Here is a 20,444-nt window from a genome sequence, read left to right on the forward strand (position 1 = left end):
GGACGGGCATCGTTACTTTTTGTAACTTTGCATCACAATCCTCGACTAATTGCGTATGAAGCAAGATTACAATGCTGAAAGTCCTTTGGTTCAACTAGTTAGTTTCAATAAATTGTTGGAACACTATGATGAACAGGTAAATAGCCCCAACGAGCATGTGGCCGAACGGGCAAAGTATGTATTGGACGTGCAGGCTCCGTACCCTATCTTAAGGGAAGGTTTTACGGACTTGTCCTTATTGGACAAGCACAAGGATGTAATCAGGGTGATCTTAGAAGATTCTTTTTCGCCCATCTTGACCAAAAATGAGATCAAGACGGCTTCGACCCCTTTTGAAAATATTGTGTTCAATTCTTCTGAACGATTTCGACAGATATTAAAAGATGCCGGGGAGAACTTTGAACCAGAAATAACCAATATACCCAATGAGTTCGGTTACATTATGAGAAGTACCGTAATTCTCAAATTCTATTATGGGTACAACTTGGATTTTAAGCGTCCTTTCTTTTACGATATCCCCGATACCAATGGGGTAATGCGCAGATACCGAATTTTGTACAACGCGGACTTTATGGAAATTACTCCCACCGAAAAGGCCAAGGAAATTACCCAGGAAGATGTAGATGAGCTGTTGGACAACTTTTATAACCTGGACCTGTGGAAAGAAAAAATTCCGCCCAATAGTTTTATCGCCAAAGGATTTGTTATTTCCAATATGTTCGATGTTACCGCGGAGCACTCGGTTTCGGAAATAAAATCTACCCTGATTGGAAAGACCCAAAAGGACAGGGAGTCCTTTATGGAGAGCTTCGAAGATACTTTTAGATCGTTTTTTAACCTGAACGATATTAAAGTAGGTTTTGCAGGGTATGATTCGAGTGCGAACCACTTTTTCAAGATCTACGGCAAAGGTATGGAGAGCTACATCCTTAACGGAAACGATATGGAGGAATGCGATTCATCTTTTTGTACCTATTCCCATGGAAAACTGTTTAAGGAGAATAAATATTTTGCAATTTCCAACGTAGAGAAATATTTTAAAAAGACGGAAGGAAAAGTCCAACCGTATAAAAACTTAATGGACCAAGGCATAAAAAGTGCCATTTTGGCCCCAATTGCCGTTAATGGGGAACTGGTAGGAGTGCTGGAACTGGTGTCCGGCAAAGTAAACGAGCTCAATAGCGTGAATGCCAATAAATTGGATGATGTTATGCCGTATATTGTTGCGGCAGTGATGCGCACCATTGAGGAGGAGGAAAACTTGATAGATGCCGTTATCCAACACGAGTGCACCTCTGTCCATCCGTCGGTCTATTGGAAGTTCCAAGAAGAGGCCAAACGCTTTATGGCCACCGAAATGGCCGGTGAAGAACCTGTGTTCAAGGAAATAGTTTTCAAGAACGTGTATCCGTTGTATGGCCAGATAGATATCAAGGATTCATCAAAAGAAAGAAATCTCGCGATTCAAAGGGATTTAATGATACAGCTTTCCGAAATAAACGATGTTTTGGAAATTGCTTTCAAAAAATACAAGCTTCCCATCTACGAAGAATTAATGTTCAGGGTAAACAACTATTTGAGCGAGGTTAAAGAAGCTTTGTTTACCCATACGGAACAAGCGGTTTTTGATTTTGTAAAAGAAGAAGTGTGCCCGGTGTTCGATCACCTACAAAAAGGAGAGGACACCGAGATAAAAGTACTTCTGGATAAATACAACGAGAAAATAGATAGAGCTACCGAAAGTTATTACGACCATCGTAAAAATTATGATGACAGTGTAATGGAGGCCAACATGAAGCTGGCAGCTTTACTGGACAAAAAACAGGAAGAAGCACAGGAGATGTTCCCACACTATTTTGAGCGATACAAAACCGATGGAGTGGAGCATAACATGTACATAGGAAGTTCTATAGCCAAGGATAGGGAATTTAGTGAGTTGTTCTTGAGCAACCTAAGGCTTTGGCAACTTCAGGTAATGTGCGAAATGGAAAACAGATATTACGCCCTAAAGCCCCATTTGCCGGTAAAATTGGATGTGGCCTCCCTATTATTGGTGTACAGTACATCTTTGGCCATACGTTTTAGAATGGACGAAAAGCGTTTTGATGTGGACGGTACATATAATGCAAGGTACGAGGTGATTAAAAAGCGTATCGATAAATCCTATATCAAAGGGACCAATGAGCGCCTTACCCAAAAAGGAAAGTTGTCCATAGTGTATTCGCAACGTAAGGACGAAAAGGAATACCTAAGGTACATCAGCTTTTTAAAGGCCAAGGGTTATTTTACCAATAATATAGAAATTGTTGAGCTCGAAGGTGTACAGGGTGTATCTGGATTAAAGGCGATCAGGGCCGAGATTTTATATCAAAAGGATAAAAAATCGGAAAGGACCTATACGTATGATGACCTAATGGCCGAATTGAGTCTTTGATCTAAAAAATCAATCTGTCCGGTCCAAAAAACCTAAATGCGATCCCAAATGCAAGTACCGATATAATTATGCCCAGCATAAATATGTTGTAGGTTACGCGCAAAATCTTGTATTTTCGATCTAGGACCACGCCCAAGTAGTAGAGGTCTTTGGTGAGAGAGGAGTATACATAGTCCTTATCCTTGATCAATTCTTTTAAAGCCCATTCGTATTCTTGTAGCTCCATTTTATGGAAATTGCCAAAGAACAACAGATTTACCCTTTTTTTCTCAACATCTTCCTTGGTGAACTTGCCCGATGTAATATTCGGCCTAGTGGCCAACACGGAAAGGACCATGGAAATTACACTGAACAAAATCAATATAAACGTTGGGTAGATCATATAGGAGTTGGAAGGATTGTCCAATTTGGTGAACAAATTGGCCAGTACCAAAGAAATTATGATGGCGTTTACAGATAGCAAAATGTTGGCCTTGGTATCTGCAATATCACTAAGTTTTAAGTGGTTGCGAAGGGTTACGCGATATAGTGTTTGAACACTGCGGTCAGGACTTTCACTTTTATATTTGGCCTTTAAGGCCTCTTTCTTGGCAATCTTCTTTTCGTCTTTCTTTTCTTTAAGAAGTTGTTTTAGGTTTTTTTGCTTTCCGTCTTCCCAATTTTCCTTGGCATAATCCGTATAAAAAACATGATTTCGGAACATTTTAATGTTCTTGTCCCTCCATTGCTTGGAGGTATACTTGCCAACACCTAATTCCTCAAGTTCGTCTTTTAAAAAATCGGTGGTCTCCCAATAGCTTCTCTTTGCCAAATGCGAAAAATCCGCGTCACAAATTATGCTCTCCATTAAATTATCGGGCTCTTTGGACATTTTGGTGGCCATGATCAAGGAGCATACTTCCTCTATAGTAGTGTTATCCACCCCGTTATCCGTAAGAAAATCGGTTGCGATCTTACATCCTTTTTCTTCGTGTTCTTCCATTCCGTTCACATGGCCTACATCGTGGAACCACGCCGCAACGAGCAATCTTTCATTTTCTACCTCTCCAAGGTCATAGTAGTTGATCAATTCTTTAGTACTTTTAACAACTCGTTCGGTATGTCGTAAGTTGTGGTACAAGAACTTGGAATCTAGCTTTTCTGTTAATAGATTGGTAACGAAGAGTTTAGTTTTTTCAACAATTTCCGACATATCTTCTGATTGGAGACATCCAAATTACAAAATTTTGGAATCAACCTTGTGAGATATGAAGAAACATTACTTTATAGGCTTATTAATTGTGTTTTTGTATGGCTGTGCAACGTACCAAACCAAATATGCCGAGCCTTTTACCAACAATACCGAGTGGGAAGATAAAGAAGTAGAGCACACTTTTTATCTGATAGGAGATGCAGGGAAGTCTCCCATGGGAGAGCTCAACCCCACCTTAAAAAAAATCAAAGATGTTTTGGACAATGCCGACAAAAATAGCACGGCAATTTTTTTAGGGGACAATATTTACCCGGCAGGTTTTGTGGATAAAGATAAAGATCGAGAAGGATATGAACATTCCAAACATTATTTGGATGCGCAATTGGCTACTTTGGATAATTTTAAGGGGAAAACCTTGTTTATTCCTGGAAACCACGATTGGTACAGCGATGGGCTGAAGGGTCTAAAAAGAGAGGAGGAATACGTGGAGGATGCACTGGACGATAATGAAGCCTTTCAACCGGAGAACGGCTGCCCCATTGAAGATATAGAAATCAACGATGAACTATTGGTAATTGCCATCGATACGGAATGGTACCTGATCAATTGGGACAAGCACCCAACCATGAATGATGAGTGCGAGATTAAAAACAGGGGCCGGTTCTTTGAGGAGTTTGAAAGTTTAATTAAAAAAAACAGGGATAAAACCATTCTTGTGGCCATGCACCATCCTATGTTCACTTATGGGTCGCACGGTGGTCAATATTCCTTTAAACAAGGTTTGTACCCTAATGGGGGCAAGGTGCCCATGCCCATTTTAGGGTCGGCGATCAATCTTTTGAGAAAAACTTCCGGGGCCACGGCAGAAGATATTACCAACAGGCGCTACAACGAACTGAAAAAACGAATCGTAACCCTCTCTCAATATTCGGACAAGGTGATTTTTGCTTCCGGTCACGAACATACGCTTCAATACATTAAAGAGTTTGGAAAACCACAAATTGTAAGCGGTTCCGGAGCCAAAACAGGAGCCACACGCTTATTGAATGGCAGCAAATTTTCCACCGGAAGAAATGGATATGCCATCCTCAAAGTATTCACGGACGGCTCTTCCAAAGTCGAGTTCTATGGTGCCGATGCAGATAGTCACGAGCTTTTGTTCGAAACCCAAGTCCTACCTCCTGATAGATCTACTAAAAAAGTGGAACTTTCCGATGAGTTCCCAGCATACAAAATGGCTTCGGTGTATTCGGCCGAGGATATAGAAAAAAGTGGGTTTCATAAGTGGCTTTGGGGTGAGCGTTATCGAAAATATTATGCCACACAGGTAAAGGCCCCCACCGTTCGGCTCGATACGCTTTTTGGAGGATTGACTGTGGTCAGGAAAGGAGGGGGGAATCAATCCAATTCGTTGCGACTTGCCGATAGGCAAGGAAAGGAATATGTAATGCGCGGCCTAAGAAAAAGCGCCGAAAGATATTTGCAGGCCATTGCTTTTCAGGATCAGTATATTATAGGTCAGTTTGAGGATACCTACACAGAAAAATTGTTGTTGGACCTATATACCGGCGCACACCCATATGCCCCTTTTACCATAGGTAAACTTTCCGATGCCCTGGGAATGTTCCATACCAACCCGAAATTGTATTATGTGCCCAAACAATCTGTTTTGGGGGACTATAACCAAGAATTTGGCGATGAGCTTTATATGATCGAGGAGCATGTGTCCGACGATCACGATAACCTAAAAAGTTTTGGCTATACAAAAAAAATAGAAAGCACATACGACCTCATGGATAAATTACGAGAAGATGAGGAGTATAGTATCGATCACAAAGAATATGTAAAAGCGCGTTTGTTCGATATCCTTGTGGGAGACTGGGACAGGCACGTAGATCAATGGCGTTGGGCTGAGTTTGAGCAGGAAAACGGGAATAAATTATATAAACCCATTCCAAGAGATCGTGATCAAGTGTATTCTCGCTGGGGAGATGGTCTTATCATGAATTTTGGCTCTAGAGCTGTACCGGCACTTCGAATTTTTGAAGGATTTCACGAAAAAGTGCGAAGCGTTAAAGGCTTTACATCCTCACCAAGAACATTTGCTTTGGATATGGCATTATTGTCCGAAGCCGACTTGGATATGTGGATAGAGCAAGCCAAGTTTATCCAAGATAATATCAATGCAGATATTATTGATGATGCCTTTATGGCTTTTCCCGAAGAAGTTAGGGACGAAACACTGACGGTGATCAAGTCAATTTTATTGGCCAGAAAGCAAAACTTGGTCGAGACCGCTAAGGAATATTTTGCCGTGCTCAATAAATACAGTGTGGTGACGGGAACGGATAAAGACGATTATTTTAATATTGTATCCATGCCCAATGGGAATGTCGAGGTGCGGGGCTATAGAATAAAAGGTGGAGAGATGACAGACTTGTTTTTCAGCAAGGTCTACAGCCCAGAATATACCAAGGAAATCTGGTTGTATGGTTTGGATGATGATGATGTATTCAATATTAAAACAGCCGACTCCAAAATAAAGGTTCGGATTGCAGGAGGACAGAACAACGACATCTATAAAATCTCCGAAGACTCCAAAAGGATATCGGTGTATGATTTTAAAACTAAGAAAAATACTCTAGATGAAGCCTATGCCGGTAGGATCAAATTAGTGAACGATTATGATACCAACACCTATGACTTTTTGAATATAAAAGGGAATAACAACCAAGTGCTTCCGATGATCGGTTTTAATCCGGACGATGGGGTAAAAATTGGACTTACCAACACCTATACCTTTAATGGATTCAGAAAAAATCCATTTACACAACAACATACTTTTAATGCGTCCTATTTTTTTGCCACCAATGGATTTGATCTAGGGTATAACGGGGAATTTGCCCATGTGTTCAATAAGGTCAACCTGGCATTGGATGCCCGTTTTACAAGCCCTAATTTTACCCTCAATTTTTTTGGTTTTGGCAACGAATCGGTGAACAATGATGATGATGAACCTTTGGGGCTGGACTACAACAGGGTGCGTATCCGAACGTTACAGTTTTCACCTGCTTTGGTGTGGCGAGGATTTTATGGATCCAAGGTAAAGCTTGGGATTTCTTATGAAAATATCGAAATAGAGGAGACAGAGGATAGATTTATCAATGAATTCTATATTGCCAACGGAGAGGAAAGCCATTTAAGTTTCTTTGGTGCGGATGCCTCTTACCATTATTCCAATGCGGACAATACTGCTTTCCCGACCATCGGAATGGCTTTTAGCCTGGAAGGTGGGTTCAAAACCAATCTGGACGATTCTTCAAGGTCCTTTGGTTACATAAAACCTTCCTTTTCCATGGACCATAAACTTACCGCAGATGGTCGAGTTGTGTTGGCCTCAAAAGTTAACGCACATTTTACCCTTGGGGACGGCTACGAGTTTTATCAAGCAGCAAGTTTAGGGGGCAACAATGGACTTCGTGGTTTCCGTTTCCAAAGATTTACGGGAAAAAAGGCCTATGTTCAAAGTACCGACCTGCGTTATAGTTTTAGGCGTACCAAAACCGGTGTGTTGCCGGTAACCCCGGGTATATATGGTGGTTTCGATTATGGACGGGTATGGTTCCCTGGCGATGAATCCAAAAAATGGCATAATTCCTATGGGGGTGGTTTTATTTTGAACGGTGCCGACGTCCTATCTGCCAACTTTGGACTCTTTAACAGTACGGATGGTGTGCGTTTTGCCTTTGGCCTGGGGTTGGGATTTTAGTCGATATCCAACCTGTATAGTTTACGACCACCATGGTTGTTTTGCTCATCGGCAATAAAAAGTGTGCGGTTATCTACAAAACAGATCGATTCTGTTTGTGTAGGAGTGTTGATGTCTATTATCTTTATGGACGCATTGGTAAAGTTGGGAGCATCAAAATCTGTCAACAGGAATATGTAACCATAGCTTAAAAGAGCGATAGTTTTGCCATCCGGGGAAATATCCGCCCCGGTTACCGAGCAATGATCTTGATTACTGCATAAGAACAGATCACCCAAAAACTCGGCCTTGTAGTCCCCTTCTTTATCCGGTACACGATATATCCATGTTTTTCCGGAGTACGGTCTTGTTCTGTTTTTGGTAAAAATATAGAGGTGGTCATCCAGGTGAAAAAAACCTTCAGTGTCAAAATATAGATTCTCTTTTTTAGGGGGAAACTCTTTCTGCTCAGGGTACTTAAACTCGATTTTTTCTGCGTTGGGCTCTTTTTTGCCCATTTCGTCTTTAGGAACCTTGTAAATCACCAAGTTTTTGCGGTCATTTCCATTATTTCCAAAATCCCCGATATAAAGGTTGCCATTGTTGTCCATGGCCAAATCTTCCCAATCCTCATTTTTGGCATGGTCTATTTCCAAAGACTTTTTTATATCACCCTCTTGATCTACCAAATAGACATGGTCTTTGTTGCCGCTATCCTCTATTACCCAGATTTCCCCATCATGGGTAATTTCCATACCCGATACTTCTTTTAGTTTGGATGGAAACTTGCCCATGGGATCCAATTGTGCCAAATAGGACTTTTGTGCACAGGCCTGTAATGCGATCAAAATAAAAGCAAAGACAATTTTATTCATTGGTTTCCTTTATGGGCATAAATACCTCCGTGGTCCACTCTAGCTCATTTCCTCCCATGTTCGGGTTATTATAGAAAATTTCCAAAGGTTGTTTCTCAATAGAGATGTTGTTCTTTTCCGCATAGTCCCAAATAGCATACCAAGCACGGTCGGAGGTTATGTAATTTCCGTGATAAATGGCTTTAATGGAATTTTTGCTAAAGATTCGTTTATACTCGATATCTGGATGGTCAGGAAGTCTTTCCGAACGTATGATAGGATTGCAAAAGTTATAGGATAGACTATTGTTTTCCAAGTCCCAATCAAGTACTTCTACAAAAGGAGGTCCGTTCAATTTGATTTCTTTTTCCAGCAAAATGGCATTCAAAAAATTGTAATTGGCCATCATGCCTTTGGCTTTGTCCTCGGGCGTTGTTTTTAATTGGACACAGGCACAGAAGGAAGAGAAGGTTTCCTCTTCACCTTCAATGGAAACCGTGAAATTTTTAATATGATCGATCAGGAAATCGTTAAAGTCCAAAAGGAGTTTTCGTGACCCTTTTTCAAAATCGGTGTCGGCAAAGGGAACAGCCAACCTATTGTTCAACGAATTGTGTACATCTTTGATATTTACCTGAACAGCACTTAGCGAATCGTGAATCGGGTCGATCTCCCATTCGTACACATGAGTGGAGTCGTTCACAAAAATGGTCTGCTCAAAGTGGCGGGGGCTCGTGTACCGGATGGGTGACACCGAGTCGAAACCTTGGTTCCAAGCCTTAACAGTTTCGAATATGGTGCCGGGTATGGCCTTTGCCTTGAAATTAACTTGATAATCCTGTGGTTTTAAAAAAAGATACCACAGAATCACCCCCACCAAAAGGGCTAAAATAATTGAACTGATCTTCCTCATAACTAAGGAACAAAAATAGGGATTAACCTTTGGTCATATCCAATTTGTCCACTACAAATTTTCCAAGATCTCTACCCTGCTTAATGCCTACAACAATGGCTGCACGGTAATGGATACCACCGTACATTCGGCTCAATGCAGCCTCATCAGCAGCTTGATTAAACGAGGTAAACGATCGAACAGGCAGTCCGTAGGCTACTTCGGTGTCGTCATCAAAAGCAAAATCGTCACCAAAAATATCGGTTAAGGCAACGGCCGCAGCACCGGAAACTACACTGTGTCCGCTGGTGTATTCGGGAAATGGGGGAGTTTGTAGAACGGGCTCCCAACTATCGTCAATATACTCGTTAATTACGGTTTCCGGACGGATAAGATTACTTCTGTATTTCTCGTCCCAACAACTAATAAAGGCATCTGCGATCGCAATAGATGTTTTTGTATAGGCATAAACGGTTTTGGCAAAGTCGGCATTTGTTTTTCTGGAAGCAATTTTGGATATGCCGATCCAATGCGCTCCAGGTGTAATTTTTTTTGTTGCGAACATTAGGTGTCCCCGGGTTACCGAAACATAAGGGTTGCAATCCCAAAATTGTGCAATGGCAATTTCTTCGGATTTATCACCTTTTCCGATCATACTTTTGCGTACTTCATAAACTTCCATCACCTCTTTGTAAAAATCGGAGTCTTTTTCCATTGAAAATTCTGGAGGAGGTATAGGTTTAAATTGTTGAGCTGAATCTATGGCAAAGGGACGTATTTTCTCCCAATGTGGTTCAATACCGTTCATGTAGGCCGGGGGGGTGGGCTGCCATCTGGAGGGGTCCTCTGAATCCACTGAAAACTTGGGCATGGTACGGGTTTCCTTGTAATTGTCCTTATCCATCCATTCGCCGATAAAATTGGCTACTTGCAGGCCGTATTGCTTGGAAGCCATAAAAACAGGTTCATTTTTTTCTGTCCAAATAGTATAAAGGCTGTCTCGGAAACTTTCGATCCTTTCCTCGGAAAAGATAAGTCTCTTGTTTAAATCCATGTGGGCCACCAAGGCTGCCATTTCGTAATTGATGTTCTCCTCGTTTTCGGGTTTTGGAATGCTTTCCAGACCGGTAACCTGCCCCGCCAAGGAATTATATGAATCATTTTTTAGGGCCACGATTTCGTAAGCGGCAATATTCGGGTAGGCAAAAATCCTACTGGCAACGGGAGGAGAGAAAATATCATGAATCATGACCTCGATGACTTTGTCCACGGAAGCATGGAACTCCTCTGGAGAAATTTCAATAGGTTCCTGTTTTTTTTGGCATGATGCCAGAACCAATACCAATGCTGTGATTATGCTTTTTCTTTTTTTCATGGCCTTTTGCTTATTTGTTGATTTTATAGACTTGTAGTTTATCGTTGTTGAATACTGCTAACAGATATTTTTGGTTGTTTATACTAATAGTTTGAAGGTGTCGAATGGATTTTTTGGTGAAATCCAAGCCCAACTGATTGCCCATTATAATTTCGTTCTCACTTTTTAGTAGGGCACCTGGGAAAGAATCCAGTCTGCCGTGATATGGTTTTACACCAAAATAATTGCCACCGACCAAAACTTCGGATGTGCCGTCACCATCAAAATCATCTACCAGAAAAGACATTATTGGTGCCACTTGAAGTTGGTTGGCAAAGGGAACAAAAACAAAATTCCCGTCTTCATTTCTCAGATATCCCGATTTTAGCGTGCTAACTTCTAATATGGCGGCTTCCTCCAAAGCTTCCTTGCCAAATATGTCTTCCATGGTTTGCCCGGCAAAAGAAGCATAGGTAGTATATTTCTTTTTAAGAAAGACCATTTGAGATGCCAGTCCATCCAAAGTCTCCAAAGGGTAATAGTTGCCATTTTTTTGCATTGCCGTAACCGTTTCGGTCTGGCCATTCTTGTCAAAATCGTTAAAAAACAATTTCATGGGATACTTGGACGAAGCTTTAAATTTAGAGTTGGTGCCCCAATTGCCAAGCAGATAATCCATATCTCCATCTGCATCGATGTCAAATGCTTCAATAGTTTGCCAAAGCCCGGAAAGATTGTCCTGTTTTATTTCGGTGAACGTGCCGTTTTGGTTTTTCAAGAATTTAGGGGACATCCATTCTCCAACAATTATAAGGTCGGTTATGTTGTCTCCGTCGAAGTCACTCCATATGGCATCGGTCACCATTCCTTTGGAATGGGTTTTAAAGGAAGTGTTCACCGTAAAAATGCCGTTTTCATTTTCGAGCAAGTAGGAACTGGCTGGCGCTCCGAATTTCGCTGTAATTGTATGTCCACCTATGAAAACATCCAGATCACCGTCCCCATCGAAATCAAAAGGACGGACAACGGATGAATTTTGATATTTTTCCGGCAAGGTGATCAATGTAAAAACCGTGTCCTTTTTCTGGTAATATGCATCCAACAACGGACTTGCTTTTCCGAAAAAATCCCCACCACCGGAACTTACGATTAAATCGTTCTCACCATCATTGTTAAAATCGGCAATCGCGGCCGAAATATTTTCTTGAATGGAATCTTTTTGGAGATCGGCAAACTTTTGACCTATAAAGGAGGTGTCTTTTTGAATATAAATTTTTGCGGATTTATACTTGGATCCACCTAGGAAAATATCTTGCTTGCCATCACCGTTAAGATCTCCAATCGCCATGGCCGGACCCCGATCGGAGATTTGGTAAGGAATCAGCTTTTCTCTATTAAAGTCCGTATAGTTGTCCTCCACGTGGTAATAATCCAATCCCAAAGTGTTGGCTACAGGTTCAAATAATTGTTTTACCGGCTTATGCAACGATCTATAGTCGAATGGCCTGGTATTTTCTGGTTTGATGGTTATGGTTTGGTTGGCAGCTAGATCCGGCAGAACTTGATAGGTTTTGTTCGGCCAAATAATTTTTATGGAGTCGATTTGCTCTTCATTTTTGTAACCAAAATGAATCATGGGCTCCGAAGATGCCTGAAACCCACGGGTCGGGAAAAGTTCTTTGAACTGAAGTCCGTTCTTGGAATAGGAATATACCTTGGTCCCGATTCCAAAAGTATTGTTTTTGGTGTAATCGAACCTTAGTTTTATATAATTGCCCTTGCCGTTGGTTTTATTGATGTAAAGGGAGGCGGGTTGGTTAATGTTGTTCGTTACCAAATCCAGGTCACCATCACCATCAAGGTCTGCGACGGCAGTTGCTCCGGAAATTAAGGTGTCTTTGTTGATCCATTTGTCCGACATGTCGTCGAATAACAGGTCTTTACCTCCTTTGAATACATAATTGTGAACATTTCCCGAAGGCATTAAAGCTAAGGCTTGCTGGTCCACTAACTTGGTATTGTCCATTTTGCCCTGGATCTGTTCACTGGAGACAAACTTGATAAAGTCGAGGTCGTTGGGCCTTTTGGGAATCCCGTTGGAAATAAATACATCCTGCTGGCCATCTAGGTCATAATCACCAAAAAGGGCGCTCCAGCTCCAGTCGGTCGCTGCAATGCCGCTCATTAAGGCCGTTTCCATAAAATTGCCGTCAGGTTGGTTAACGAACAACATATTTCTGGTAAACTGGTAATGATACCCGAAGCGTTCTATTCGCATTTTTTGGGTTTGTATATTATCATCCCCTTCGGAGGATTTTAGGGCCACTTCGTCTTCTGGCAACATATCCAAAGAAAGTAAATCCGGCCTACCATCGTTGTTGATATCGGCTACATCGCTCCCCATGGAAAACCTTGAGGTGTGACCAAAGTATTTTTTTAGGCTCTCGGTAAAGGTGCCATCTCCATTGTTGAGGTAATAGTAGTCATCCTCATGAAAATCGTTGCCTACATAAATATCGGGATATCCATCTTGATTAAAGTCAGCAATGGCCAATCCAAGGCCATAACCGTTGATTCCTCCGTAGATTCCTGCTTCTTCGCTTACGTCGGTAAAAGTTCCATTGTCGTTTCGTAAAAGTTTGTCGCCTGTTTCGTAACGGCGTTCGTACCTTAAATCAAAACGACCAAAAGAGTTTTGGGTATGTACGGCATGGTTAAGTAGGTAAAGGTCGAGGTCGCCATCCAGGTCATAATCGAAAAAAGCTGCATTGGAACTGTAGGAATCGAAGTCCAGTCCGTATTTGGCCGCACTTTCGGTAAATGTATTGTCCCCATTATTAATGTACAGCTCGTTAAAACCGTTAAATCCATTGATGCCGACCACGGCACATACATAAATGTCCAGAAACCCGTCCCCGTTCACATCGGCCATGGTGGTCCCGGTATTCCAAGAACTGTTGCCTTCTACTCCCGCACTGACGGAAATATCTTCGAACTTAAGGTCGCCCTTGTTCAGGAATAGTTTGTTTTTCACCTGATTTCCAGTAAAGAAAATATCGGGCAGACCGTCGTTGTTTATATCTCCGACGGATACGCCTCCTCCATTATAAAAATAGAGGTAGTCCAAAATGCTCAGGTCGTTGGTAGGGGTCAGGGCATTGGTAAATGTTACCCCGGTTTTTTGTGCCTCCGGGTTGTTAAAAAGGCTGCCCTCTTTTTTGCAAGAACCCAGAACAACCAAAATAAACAATATGGATAAAAGCCTATTCATTTACAGCAAAGATCTTAGGTTTGTTGTTGTTTATGGCGGCAATCACATAAATTTTACCGCTTTTATCCTTGAACTGTTTAAGATATTTAACTTCTTCCCTGATCTTAAAACCACTGGTCTCATAATCTTGCCAATCAAAGTTTAGATTTCCGTCCCCCAGTAATAGGTTGCCTTGACTGGCATCCAATCGAGAGAATTGGGGTTTAAATTCGTAGTTGTTCCCTGCCATAATCAAATCTAAATTGCCATCATTGTTGACATCGGTACACATAATATCACAAACACAGGATAGTTGTACCCGCGGTGGCAGCTTTTTTATGGTGAATTTGCCCCCACCTTCGTTAATTGCGATCACAGAGGCTGAAGTTTCCACTCTTTTTACAATCGATTTATCCATGATCTCTTTAGGAAAAAGTTGATGAATGGTCCTTTGTGCATAGTCCGACGCCTTTAGGTTTTGTTTTTTTAGTGAAGGTAGTTGGTCGGTAAGTTCTCTTTTTTGATGAATTGGATAGTCCCCACCATTTTCTTGGATCGTCATAATCTGTTCAATGGTACCATTGTTATCGTAATCGTTGATGTATAATTTCATTGGCGAATACTCGGTTGGTTTGTAATGCAGGTTCAGACCCTGATTGCCCAAAATAAGATCTTGGTCTCCATCTCCATCTAGATCGGCCGTTTCCACGGTGTTCCACCATCCGTACAAACTGTCCAAAGGGGTGGTCATTTTAGTCAATCTTCGACCTGTGTTTTTATAGATTTTCGGGGTGTCCCATTCGGCGGTTACGATTAGGTCTTTTTTGCCATCTCCATCTAGATCTTCCCATTTGGAGTCGGTAACCATTCCGGCATTTTTTAGGTCGTACCCCAAACGTTCCGTAACATTGTTAAAAGTGCCATCTCCCATGTTTTCGAGAAGCAGATGGTCTGGTGAGATGCCGTATACTCCAACAACACTTCGAGACCCAATAAAAATATCCACATCACCATCGTTGTCGTAATCGTAAGTAGAAATTGTGGAAATATTTTTAAATGTGGAGGGTAGTTCGTTCTTGGATTTTGAAAAATTTCCTTTTCCATCGTTTACATATAGCCGTGCCTTATAAGTGCGTTCCATACTGACTACGTTGCCTCCTGAGCCAACCACTAGGTCGAGGTCTCCATCTCCATCTGCATCAAAAAATGATGCGGCCACATCCTCGAACTCCCGGTCTTCTTCAAAAGCGGTTGCCTTTTTGGCCGTAAGCTTGCCGTTTCCTTGATGAATGTACAAGGTGCCCGGCTGCCCTTTGGCGCCGCCGATATAAAAATCTTCGTTGCCATCGCCATTAACATCGGCAACGGCCAGTGATGGACCTTCTTGGGATACTTTGTGGGAGATCAATCCTTCGTAGTCAAAGTCATTGTAGTTATCTTCCTTGTGCGCCTTGACCGCATCGGAACTCAATTCCTTGAGAAAAGATTTTACAGCTTTATTTTTCGGAAGACTATAGATTTCCTTTGCATTGGTGTAATCCACGGTCAATACTTGATTTGCTTCCGTATTTTCAAATTTTTGGGTCTGGTTGTCCGGCCAAATAACCCTAATGGAATCCAGAGCTTCGGTCTTTCCAAGACCAAAGGTCATATCGTACTGTACCGAGGACTGAAAGCCTCTGGAAGGAATCAATTCCTGGTTAATTATATTTCCATCAAAATAGATTTTGGCCAAAGTTCCAATGCCAAAGGGGTTATTTTTTGGTCCCTTAAACTTTAGTTGGATGTAGTTATGGGCCAATTGAGAATCGGTATTGTTTTTATAGACAAAGGCCGGAGTGTTTACATTATTTATGACCAGGTCCAAATCCCCATCGTTGTCCAAATCTGCATATGCGGCCCCATTGGAGCGGGAGGGAAGATCAAATCCCCAATCTTTGTTTGCGTTTTTAAAGGTAATGTCCCCATTGTTTTTGTACGCATAGTTGGGCTGCGGTTTTATGGGCATTCTACTTATGATGGAATCAATCGACTCTTTTTTGCCCGTAAGTGCCATTTTTTGAACGATTTCGTTGGCAAAAAAGTCCACAAAGTCCAAATCGGTAAGATCATGATTAATGCCGTTGGTTATAAATATATCTTTGAGGCCATCATTGTCCATATCGAACATTAGACCGGCCCAACTCCAATCCGTGGCATCTACTCCGCTGTAGTACGCCACTTCCGAGAACGTGCCGTTTCCGTTGTTCAATTGTAAGGTGTTTTGAATGTATTGTTGTCCAAAATCCTTACTTTTCTTTAAATCAAAAATATTGTACCCTTCAAACTCCATAACGGATTTTACCCGAGACTCTTCCTCTGGTAGCATGTCCGTTATAAAAATATCGTTGAGACCGTCGTTATTAATGTCGGCTACATCGATACCCATTGCGGAAAGGCTTAAATGTGAAGTCCAATCTTTGATCTCTTCCGAAAATGTCCCATTTTTTTGATTAATATAGAGGTAGTCTCTCTCATAAAAGTCGTTGGATACATAAATATCGGGGTACATGTCGCCGTTGAAATCGGTGACCATTACACCAAGGCCAAAACCGATCAAGCTACCGTAGATGCCTGCCTCTTCGCTTACATCTACGAATTTTCCGTTATCGTTCCTCAACAACATATCACCAACTCCTTTAAAAATGTCCGGAACACCTTCCCAATCCTGGGCCCTGACTTCGCGTTGCTCGGCATACCCTAAACTACTCACTGGGATATTGCTATTGTTCAAAATATAGGCATCCAAATCACCATCCTTGTCATAATCAAAAAAGGAAGCGTGTGTGGTGAAGCCCGTTTTGGCAAGATTGTACTCTTCTGCTTTTTCGGTAAATGTTAGATCCCCGTTATTGATGTAGAGGTCGTTGTCGTGGTTATTGCCTTCCATATTCCCTGCGTTGCAGACATAAATATCCATTAACCCATCGTTGTTTATGTCCACCATTACCACTCCGGTGGACCAGGGTTTATTGCCCAAAACACCAGCTTTTTCCGAGATGTCCTCAAACTGCATGTTGCCCTTGTTCAGGTAAAGTCTGTTGGACACCATGTTGCCGGTTAGGTAAATATCCTGTAGGCCATCGTTGTTTATGTCCCCAATGGCCACACCTCCACCATTATAAAAATTCCGATACTTGAAAATATTGAAGTTCTTCTGGTTTTCTACTTTGTTGATAAAGGAGATACCTGTTTCCTCGGGTTCCAAAAGAGTAAATAAGGTTTCTATCTTTTGTTCTTCTTGGGGACTGTCATTCTTTTTGTTGTTACAAGATACCAGACCCAATATAAATATAATCGCAGTTGTATATTTTAGTTTCATCTATCGCTATTTTTGACCAAAAAAATGGGAGCTTCATTGTTCATCGTAATGATGAATCCAGTGTTTCCGTTTCTATTAATTCTTTTAATTTTTCTGGCAGCACCGGAAATGCCCAGACTTTGCTTCCAGGTTATATTGCCCTGCTCATTGTTCGTCAATAAAAACCCGTGCGAAGCATCCAATCTACCAAGTTGGGTGCTTATCTCAAAATTATTGCCGACCATTAATATTTCATTAATCTTTTCTTTATTGTTTTTTGCCAAGTGGATATCGTTCACGGAGGAAGATTGGACCAGTCGTGGCAGGGGCTTCAACGTAAAGTTGTTGTTGCCATCATTTTCAAAATAGGAAGTACCCAGCATGTACACCTGTCTTTTTGTGGCTTGCTGTAACTTTTCTTCACCGAACAGCTCTTCCAAAGAGGCCTTTGCAAAATCTTTATAGAAAAGGAATTTTTTGTTTAAAAATGGCATTTGTTTGGAGAGTTCGTCCTTGGATGCAAAAGCTGTTTCTCGATCATCATGGTAATGTGTTACCACCGTTTCTATGGAGCCGTTGTTATCAAAATCGTTTATGTAGAGTGTGATCGGTTTGCTGACCGATGCCGAAAATTTGGTGTTCAATCCCCAATTACCGGCAAGGATGTCCAAATCACCATCATTGTCCATATCGCCGAGTTCAATGCAGTTCCACCAACCGTTCGTATGGGCAAGGCCGTTATTTGCTTGGGGCAAAAGTTGCTTGCCGTTGTTCAGGTATATGCTTATCGGAATCCAGTGGCCTGCCACAATAAGGTCTGGGAAGCCGTTTTTGTCGATGTCCTTCCAGACAAAATCTTTTATGTTGCCCAAAGATGACAAGTTGGGTGCAAACTCAGGAGTGACATTCCTAAAATTGCCTTTGCCGTCATTTTCCAAAAGAAATTGATTGCTTTTTGCACCAAATTTTGTCGGTACTGCATTTGAGGCGATGAAAAGGTCTAGATCCCCATCGTCATCAAAGTCCACAGCATCTATTTTAGATGCATTTATTTCAATTTCATTGAATGTGTTATCCTCTTTGGAGAATTGGCCCTTTATGTTACGGTACAACCTTGGTTGAAGTGGCTTGCCATTGGTAAATTCGTTGCCTCCGCTAACAACGATTAGGTCAAGGTCTCCGTCAGCATCAATGTCGGCAAATACCTGGTCAGTGTCCTCGTTTATGGCATCCGAATCAAATAGTTCTGGTTGATATTCTTGGAATGCCCCGGTTTGATTCTGTAGGTATAATTTTGATGCTTGTTTTTTTCCCCCACATATAAAAAGATCGTCCAAACCATCGTTATTTATGTCGGCCACCGCCGTGGACGGACCTTCGTTGGAGTAGGCAAAGGGTGTGAGCGGGTTCCGGTCAAAATCCAGACTAGGGTACTCTTTGTGCTTAAAGTTTAGTTGAGTGGGAGAGGATGTGTAATCCGATGTGCCCTTGGTTTCTGTATTTTTATAATAGTTGCCTGATGCATTGGCATACGAAACCTTCAGCACTTGGTTGGCATCGACTTTGTGCAATGTTTGGAACTTGCCTTTGGGCCATACAATTTGAATGGAATCGATTATTGTATCGTTTCCGATACCAAAATTTAGGCTATTGTCCTTTGCGGACATAAACCCGCGAGTGGCAATATTTTCTTGAACGGATATCCTATTTTTGTTGTGCAAAATTACTTTTGCACCAATACCGAAGGTATTTTTGTTGCTCCCCTTAAATTTGATTTTAAGATAGTTCCCGTTTTTCAGGGTGTTTTCCATCATAAAGGCTTCTTGGTTAACGTTGTTTACGATAATTTCCAAGTCACCATCGTTATCCAAATCTGCATACACACATCCGTTACTGTACGAGGGTGAGGGCGGACTCCAAAGTTCGGTTACATTTTTAAAATTGGCGCTTCCTCCATTTTTAAAAAAATAGTTTTGAACCTTCTTTTTGGGCAAACGGTCTATAAGTTTCATGTCCTTGTCGGACAGGCCTTTTTCTATATTCTGTTGGATCTCTTTATTGGATATGTAATTTATATAATCCATATCGTTGGTTACGCCCTGTATGCCGTTGGATATGAAAAGGTCTTTATGTCCGTCGTTATCATAATCCGCAAATAGGGCTCCCCAAGACCATTCTGTGGCATCTATGCCACTTAAATTGGCTATTTCCCCGAAATTTTCACCATCCAGATTTAAATGAAGTGTATTCTGCATAAACTGTGGTGCAAATCCATTTTTTAAATATTGTTGATAAACTGGGTAGGGGTGTTCCAGTCCGGATGTTTTATAGGTTTCCAAGTCCTCGGGCAACATGTCCAAGGAGAGGATATCGGCAAGTCCATCGTTGTTCACATCGGCAATGTCATTTCCCATGGAAAAGTGGGTGGTATGCCCCAATTTTGTATTGTCTGCAGAAACAATTTCTTTAAACGTGCCGTTTTTTTGATTGATGTAGAGATAATCGTTCTCAAAAAAATCGTTGCCGATATAAATATCCGGAAAACCATCATTGTTGATATCGCTTACTGCAAGTCCCAGGCCGTAACCTATGGTGCCTTGAAAAATCCCCGCTTCTTTTGATACGTTCACAAATTTGCCATCATCATTTCTAAACAATACATCCCCGGACATGGAATCCACAATTTTACGTTTATTGCCTTTGCCGTAGGATCGATTGGGGTTTACGGAATGATTCATTAAGTACATGTCCAGATCACCATCTAGATCATAATCGAAAAATGCAGCTTGGGTGGAATACCCTATAAAATCCAGGCCATATTCCTTGGATCTTTCTTTAAAGGTTGGAATGCCATTTTCGTTATTTCCTTGATTTATGAAGAGTAAGTTTTGACCTCGGATAATCCCGTGATCGCCCACCTTGCAAATGTAAAGGTCCAAAAGGCCATCGTTGTTAATGTCGGCATGGGTTACCCCTGTGGTCCATCCGGTCTCATTGCCGAGATTGGATTCTTGGGTGACATCTTTAAAAGCAAGGTTGCCTTTGTTTAAGTATAATTTGTCCTTGCCTTGATTAGAGGTGAAGTAAAGATCGACCAGACCGTCTCCGTTAAAATCGCCGGCAGCTACACCTGCGCCATTGTAAAAATAAAGGTAGTTCAATATGTTGAGGTCCGGTGTCTGTGTAAGGGTATTGGTGAACTTTATTCCTGTATGGCTCGATTTTTTTAAAAAAAAAAGAGTGTTGTCCTTATCTCTACCACAACTTAACACGGTAAGTACAACGCCTATAATGATATAGAATGGTCCTTTCATTTCTTTTCGGTAGCAAAGGGGTAAATTAACTAATTCATGGCCAAGAAACAGCACGCTATCGATTAA

At 41.5% G+C, this 20,444-nt stretch carries 9 protein-coding genes; 2 read left to right on the forward strand and 7 right to left on the reverse strand.

Annotation, left to right across the window (positions count from 1 at the left end):
- The first annotated feature begins 55 nt into the window (after positions 1 to 55).
- On the forward strand, positions 56 to 2,434 hold the full coding sequence (locus AB9K32_RS15700) for a GAF domain-containing protein (RefSeq protein ID WP_224836286.1): 2,379 nt from the start codon (positions 56 to 58) through the stop codon (positions 2,432 to 2,434).
- A 1-nt stretch (position 2,435) separates the two neighbouring features.
- Here AB9K32_RS15700 and AB9K32_RS15705 read toward each other — a convergent pair whose 3' ends face one another.
- Positions 2,436 to 3,626: a Pycsar system effector family protein gene (locus AB9K32_RS15705; RefSeq protein WP_252080735.1), complete on the reverse strand. Its 1,191-nt coding sequence runs from the start codon at positions 3,624 to 3,626 to the stop codon at positions 2,436 to 2,438.
- A 55-nt stretch (positions 3,627 to 3,681) separates the two neighbouring features.
- On the opposite strand from AB9K32_RS15705, the gene AB9K32_RS15710 reads away from it, so the two are divergent.
- A complete protein-coding gene (locus AB9K32_RS15710) occupies positions 3,682 to 7,395 on the forward strand; it encodes a metallophosphoesterase (RefSeq protein ID WP_369885707.1) in 3,714 nt (1,237 codons plus the stop codon).
- On the opposite strand, the gene AB9K32_RS15715 is transcribed toward AB9K32_RS15710, so the two are convergent.
- From AB9K32_RS15715 to AB9K32_RS15740, 6 genes are read right to left on the reverse strand one after another with little or no spacing between them, the layout of a single operon-like run.
- Positions 7,392 to 8,249, reverse strand: coding sequence for a hypothetical protein (locus tag AB9K32_RS15715; protein ID WP_369885708.1), 858 nt, complete (start codon positions 8,247 to 8,249; stop codon positions 7,392 to 7,394). The genes AB9K32_RS15710 and AB9K32_RS15715 overlap by 4 nt on opposite strands.
- Complete coding sequence (locus AB9K32_RS15720) at positions 8,242 to 9,141, reverse strand: GyrI-like domain-containing protein (protein ID WP_369885709.1); 900 nt, start codon at positions 9,139 to 9,141, stop codon at positions 8,242 to 8,244. Before AB9K32_RS15720 ends, AB9K32_RS15715 begins: the two co-directional genes overlap by 8 nt.
- A gap of 22 nt (positions 9,142 to 9,163) precedes the next feature.
- The gene (locus AB9K32_RS15725) at positions 9,164 to 10,495 is read right to left on the reverse strand and encodes a vanadium-dependent haloperoxidase (protein WP_369885710.1); all 1,332 of its coding nucleotides are present in this window, start codon (positions 10,493 to 10,495) and stop codon (positions 9,164 to 9,166) included.
- Positions 10,496 to 10,505: 10 nt separating this feature from the next.
- Positions 10,506 to 13,745, reverse strand: coding sequence for a VCBS repeat-containing protein (locus tag AB9K32_RS15730; protein WP_369885711.1), 3,240 nt, complete (start codon positions 13,743 to 13,745; stop codon positions 10,506 to 10,508).
- Positions 13,738 to 17,085 carry a VCBS repeat-containing protein gene (locus AB9K32_RS15735; protein ID WP_369885712.1) on the reverse strand — a complete coding sequence of 1,116 codons (3,348 nt, stop codon included), beginning with the start codon at positions 17,083 to 17,085 and terminating at the stop codon, positions 13,738 to 13,740. Before AB9K32_RS15735 ends, AB9K32_RS15730 begins: the two co-directional genes overlap by 8 nt.
- The gene (locus AB9K32_RS15740) at positions 17,082 to 20,378 is read right to left on the reverse strand and encodes a VCBS repeat-containing protein (RefSeq protein ID WP_369885713.1); all 3,297 of its coding nucleotides are present in this window, start codon (positions 20,376 to 20,378) and stop codon (positions 17,082 to 17,084) included. Before AB9K32_RS15740 ends, AB9K32_RS15735 begins: the two co-directional genes overlap by 4 nt.
- Positions 20,379 to 20,444 lie beyond the last annotated feature (66 nt).

This window comes from Allomuricauda sp. XS_ASV26, assembly GCF_041224615.1.
Taxonomy (GTDB): domain Bacteria; phylum Bacteroidota; class Bacteroidia; order Flavobacteriales; family Flavobacteriaceae; genus Flagellimonas; species Flagellimonas alginolytica.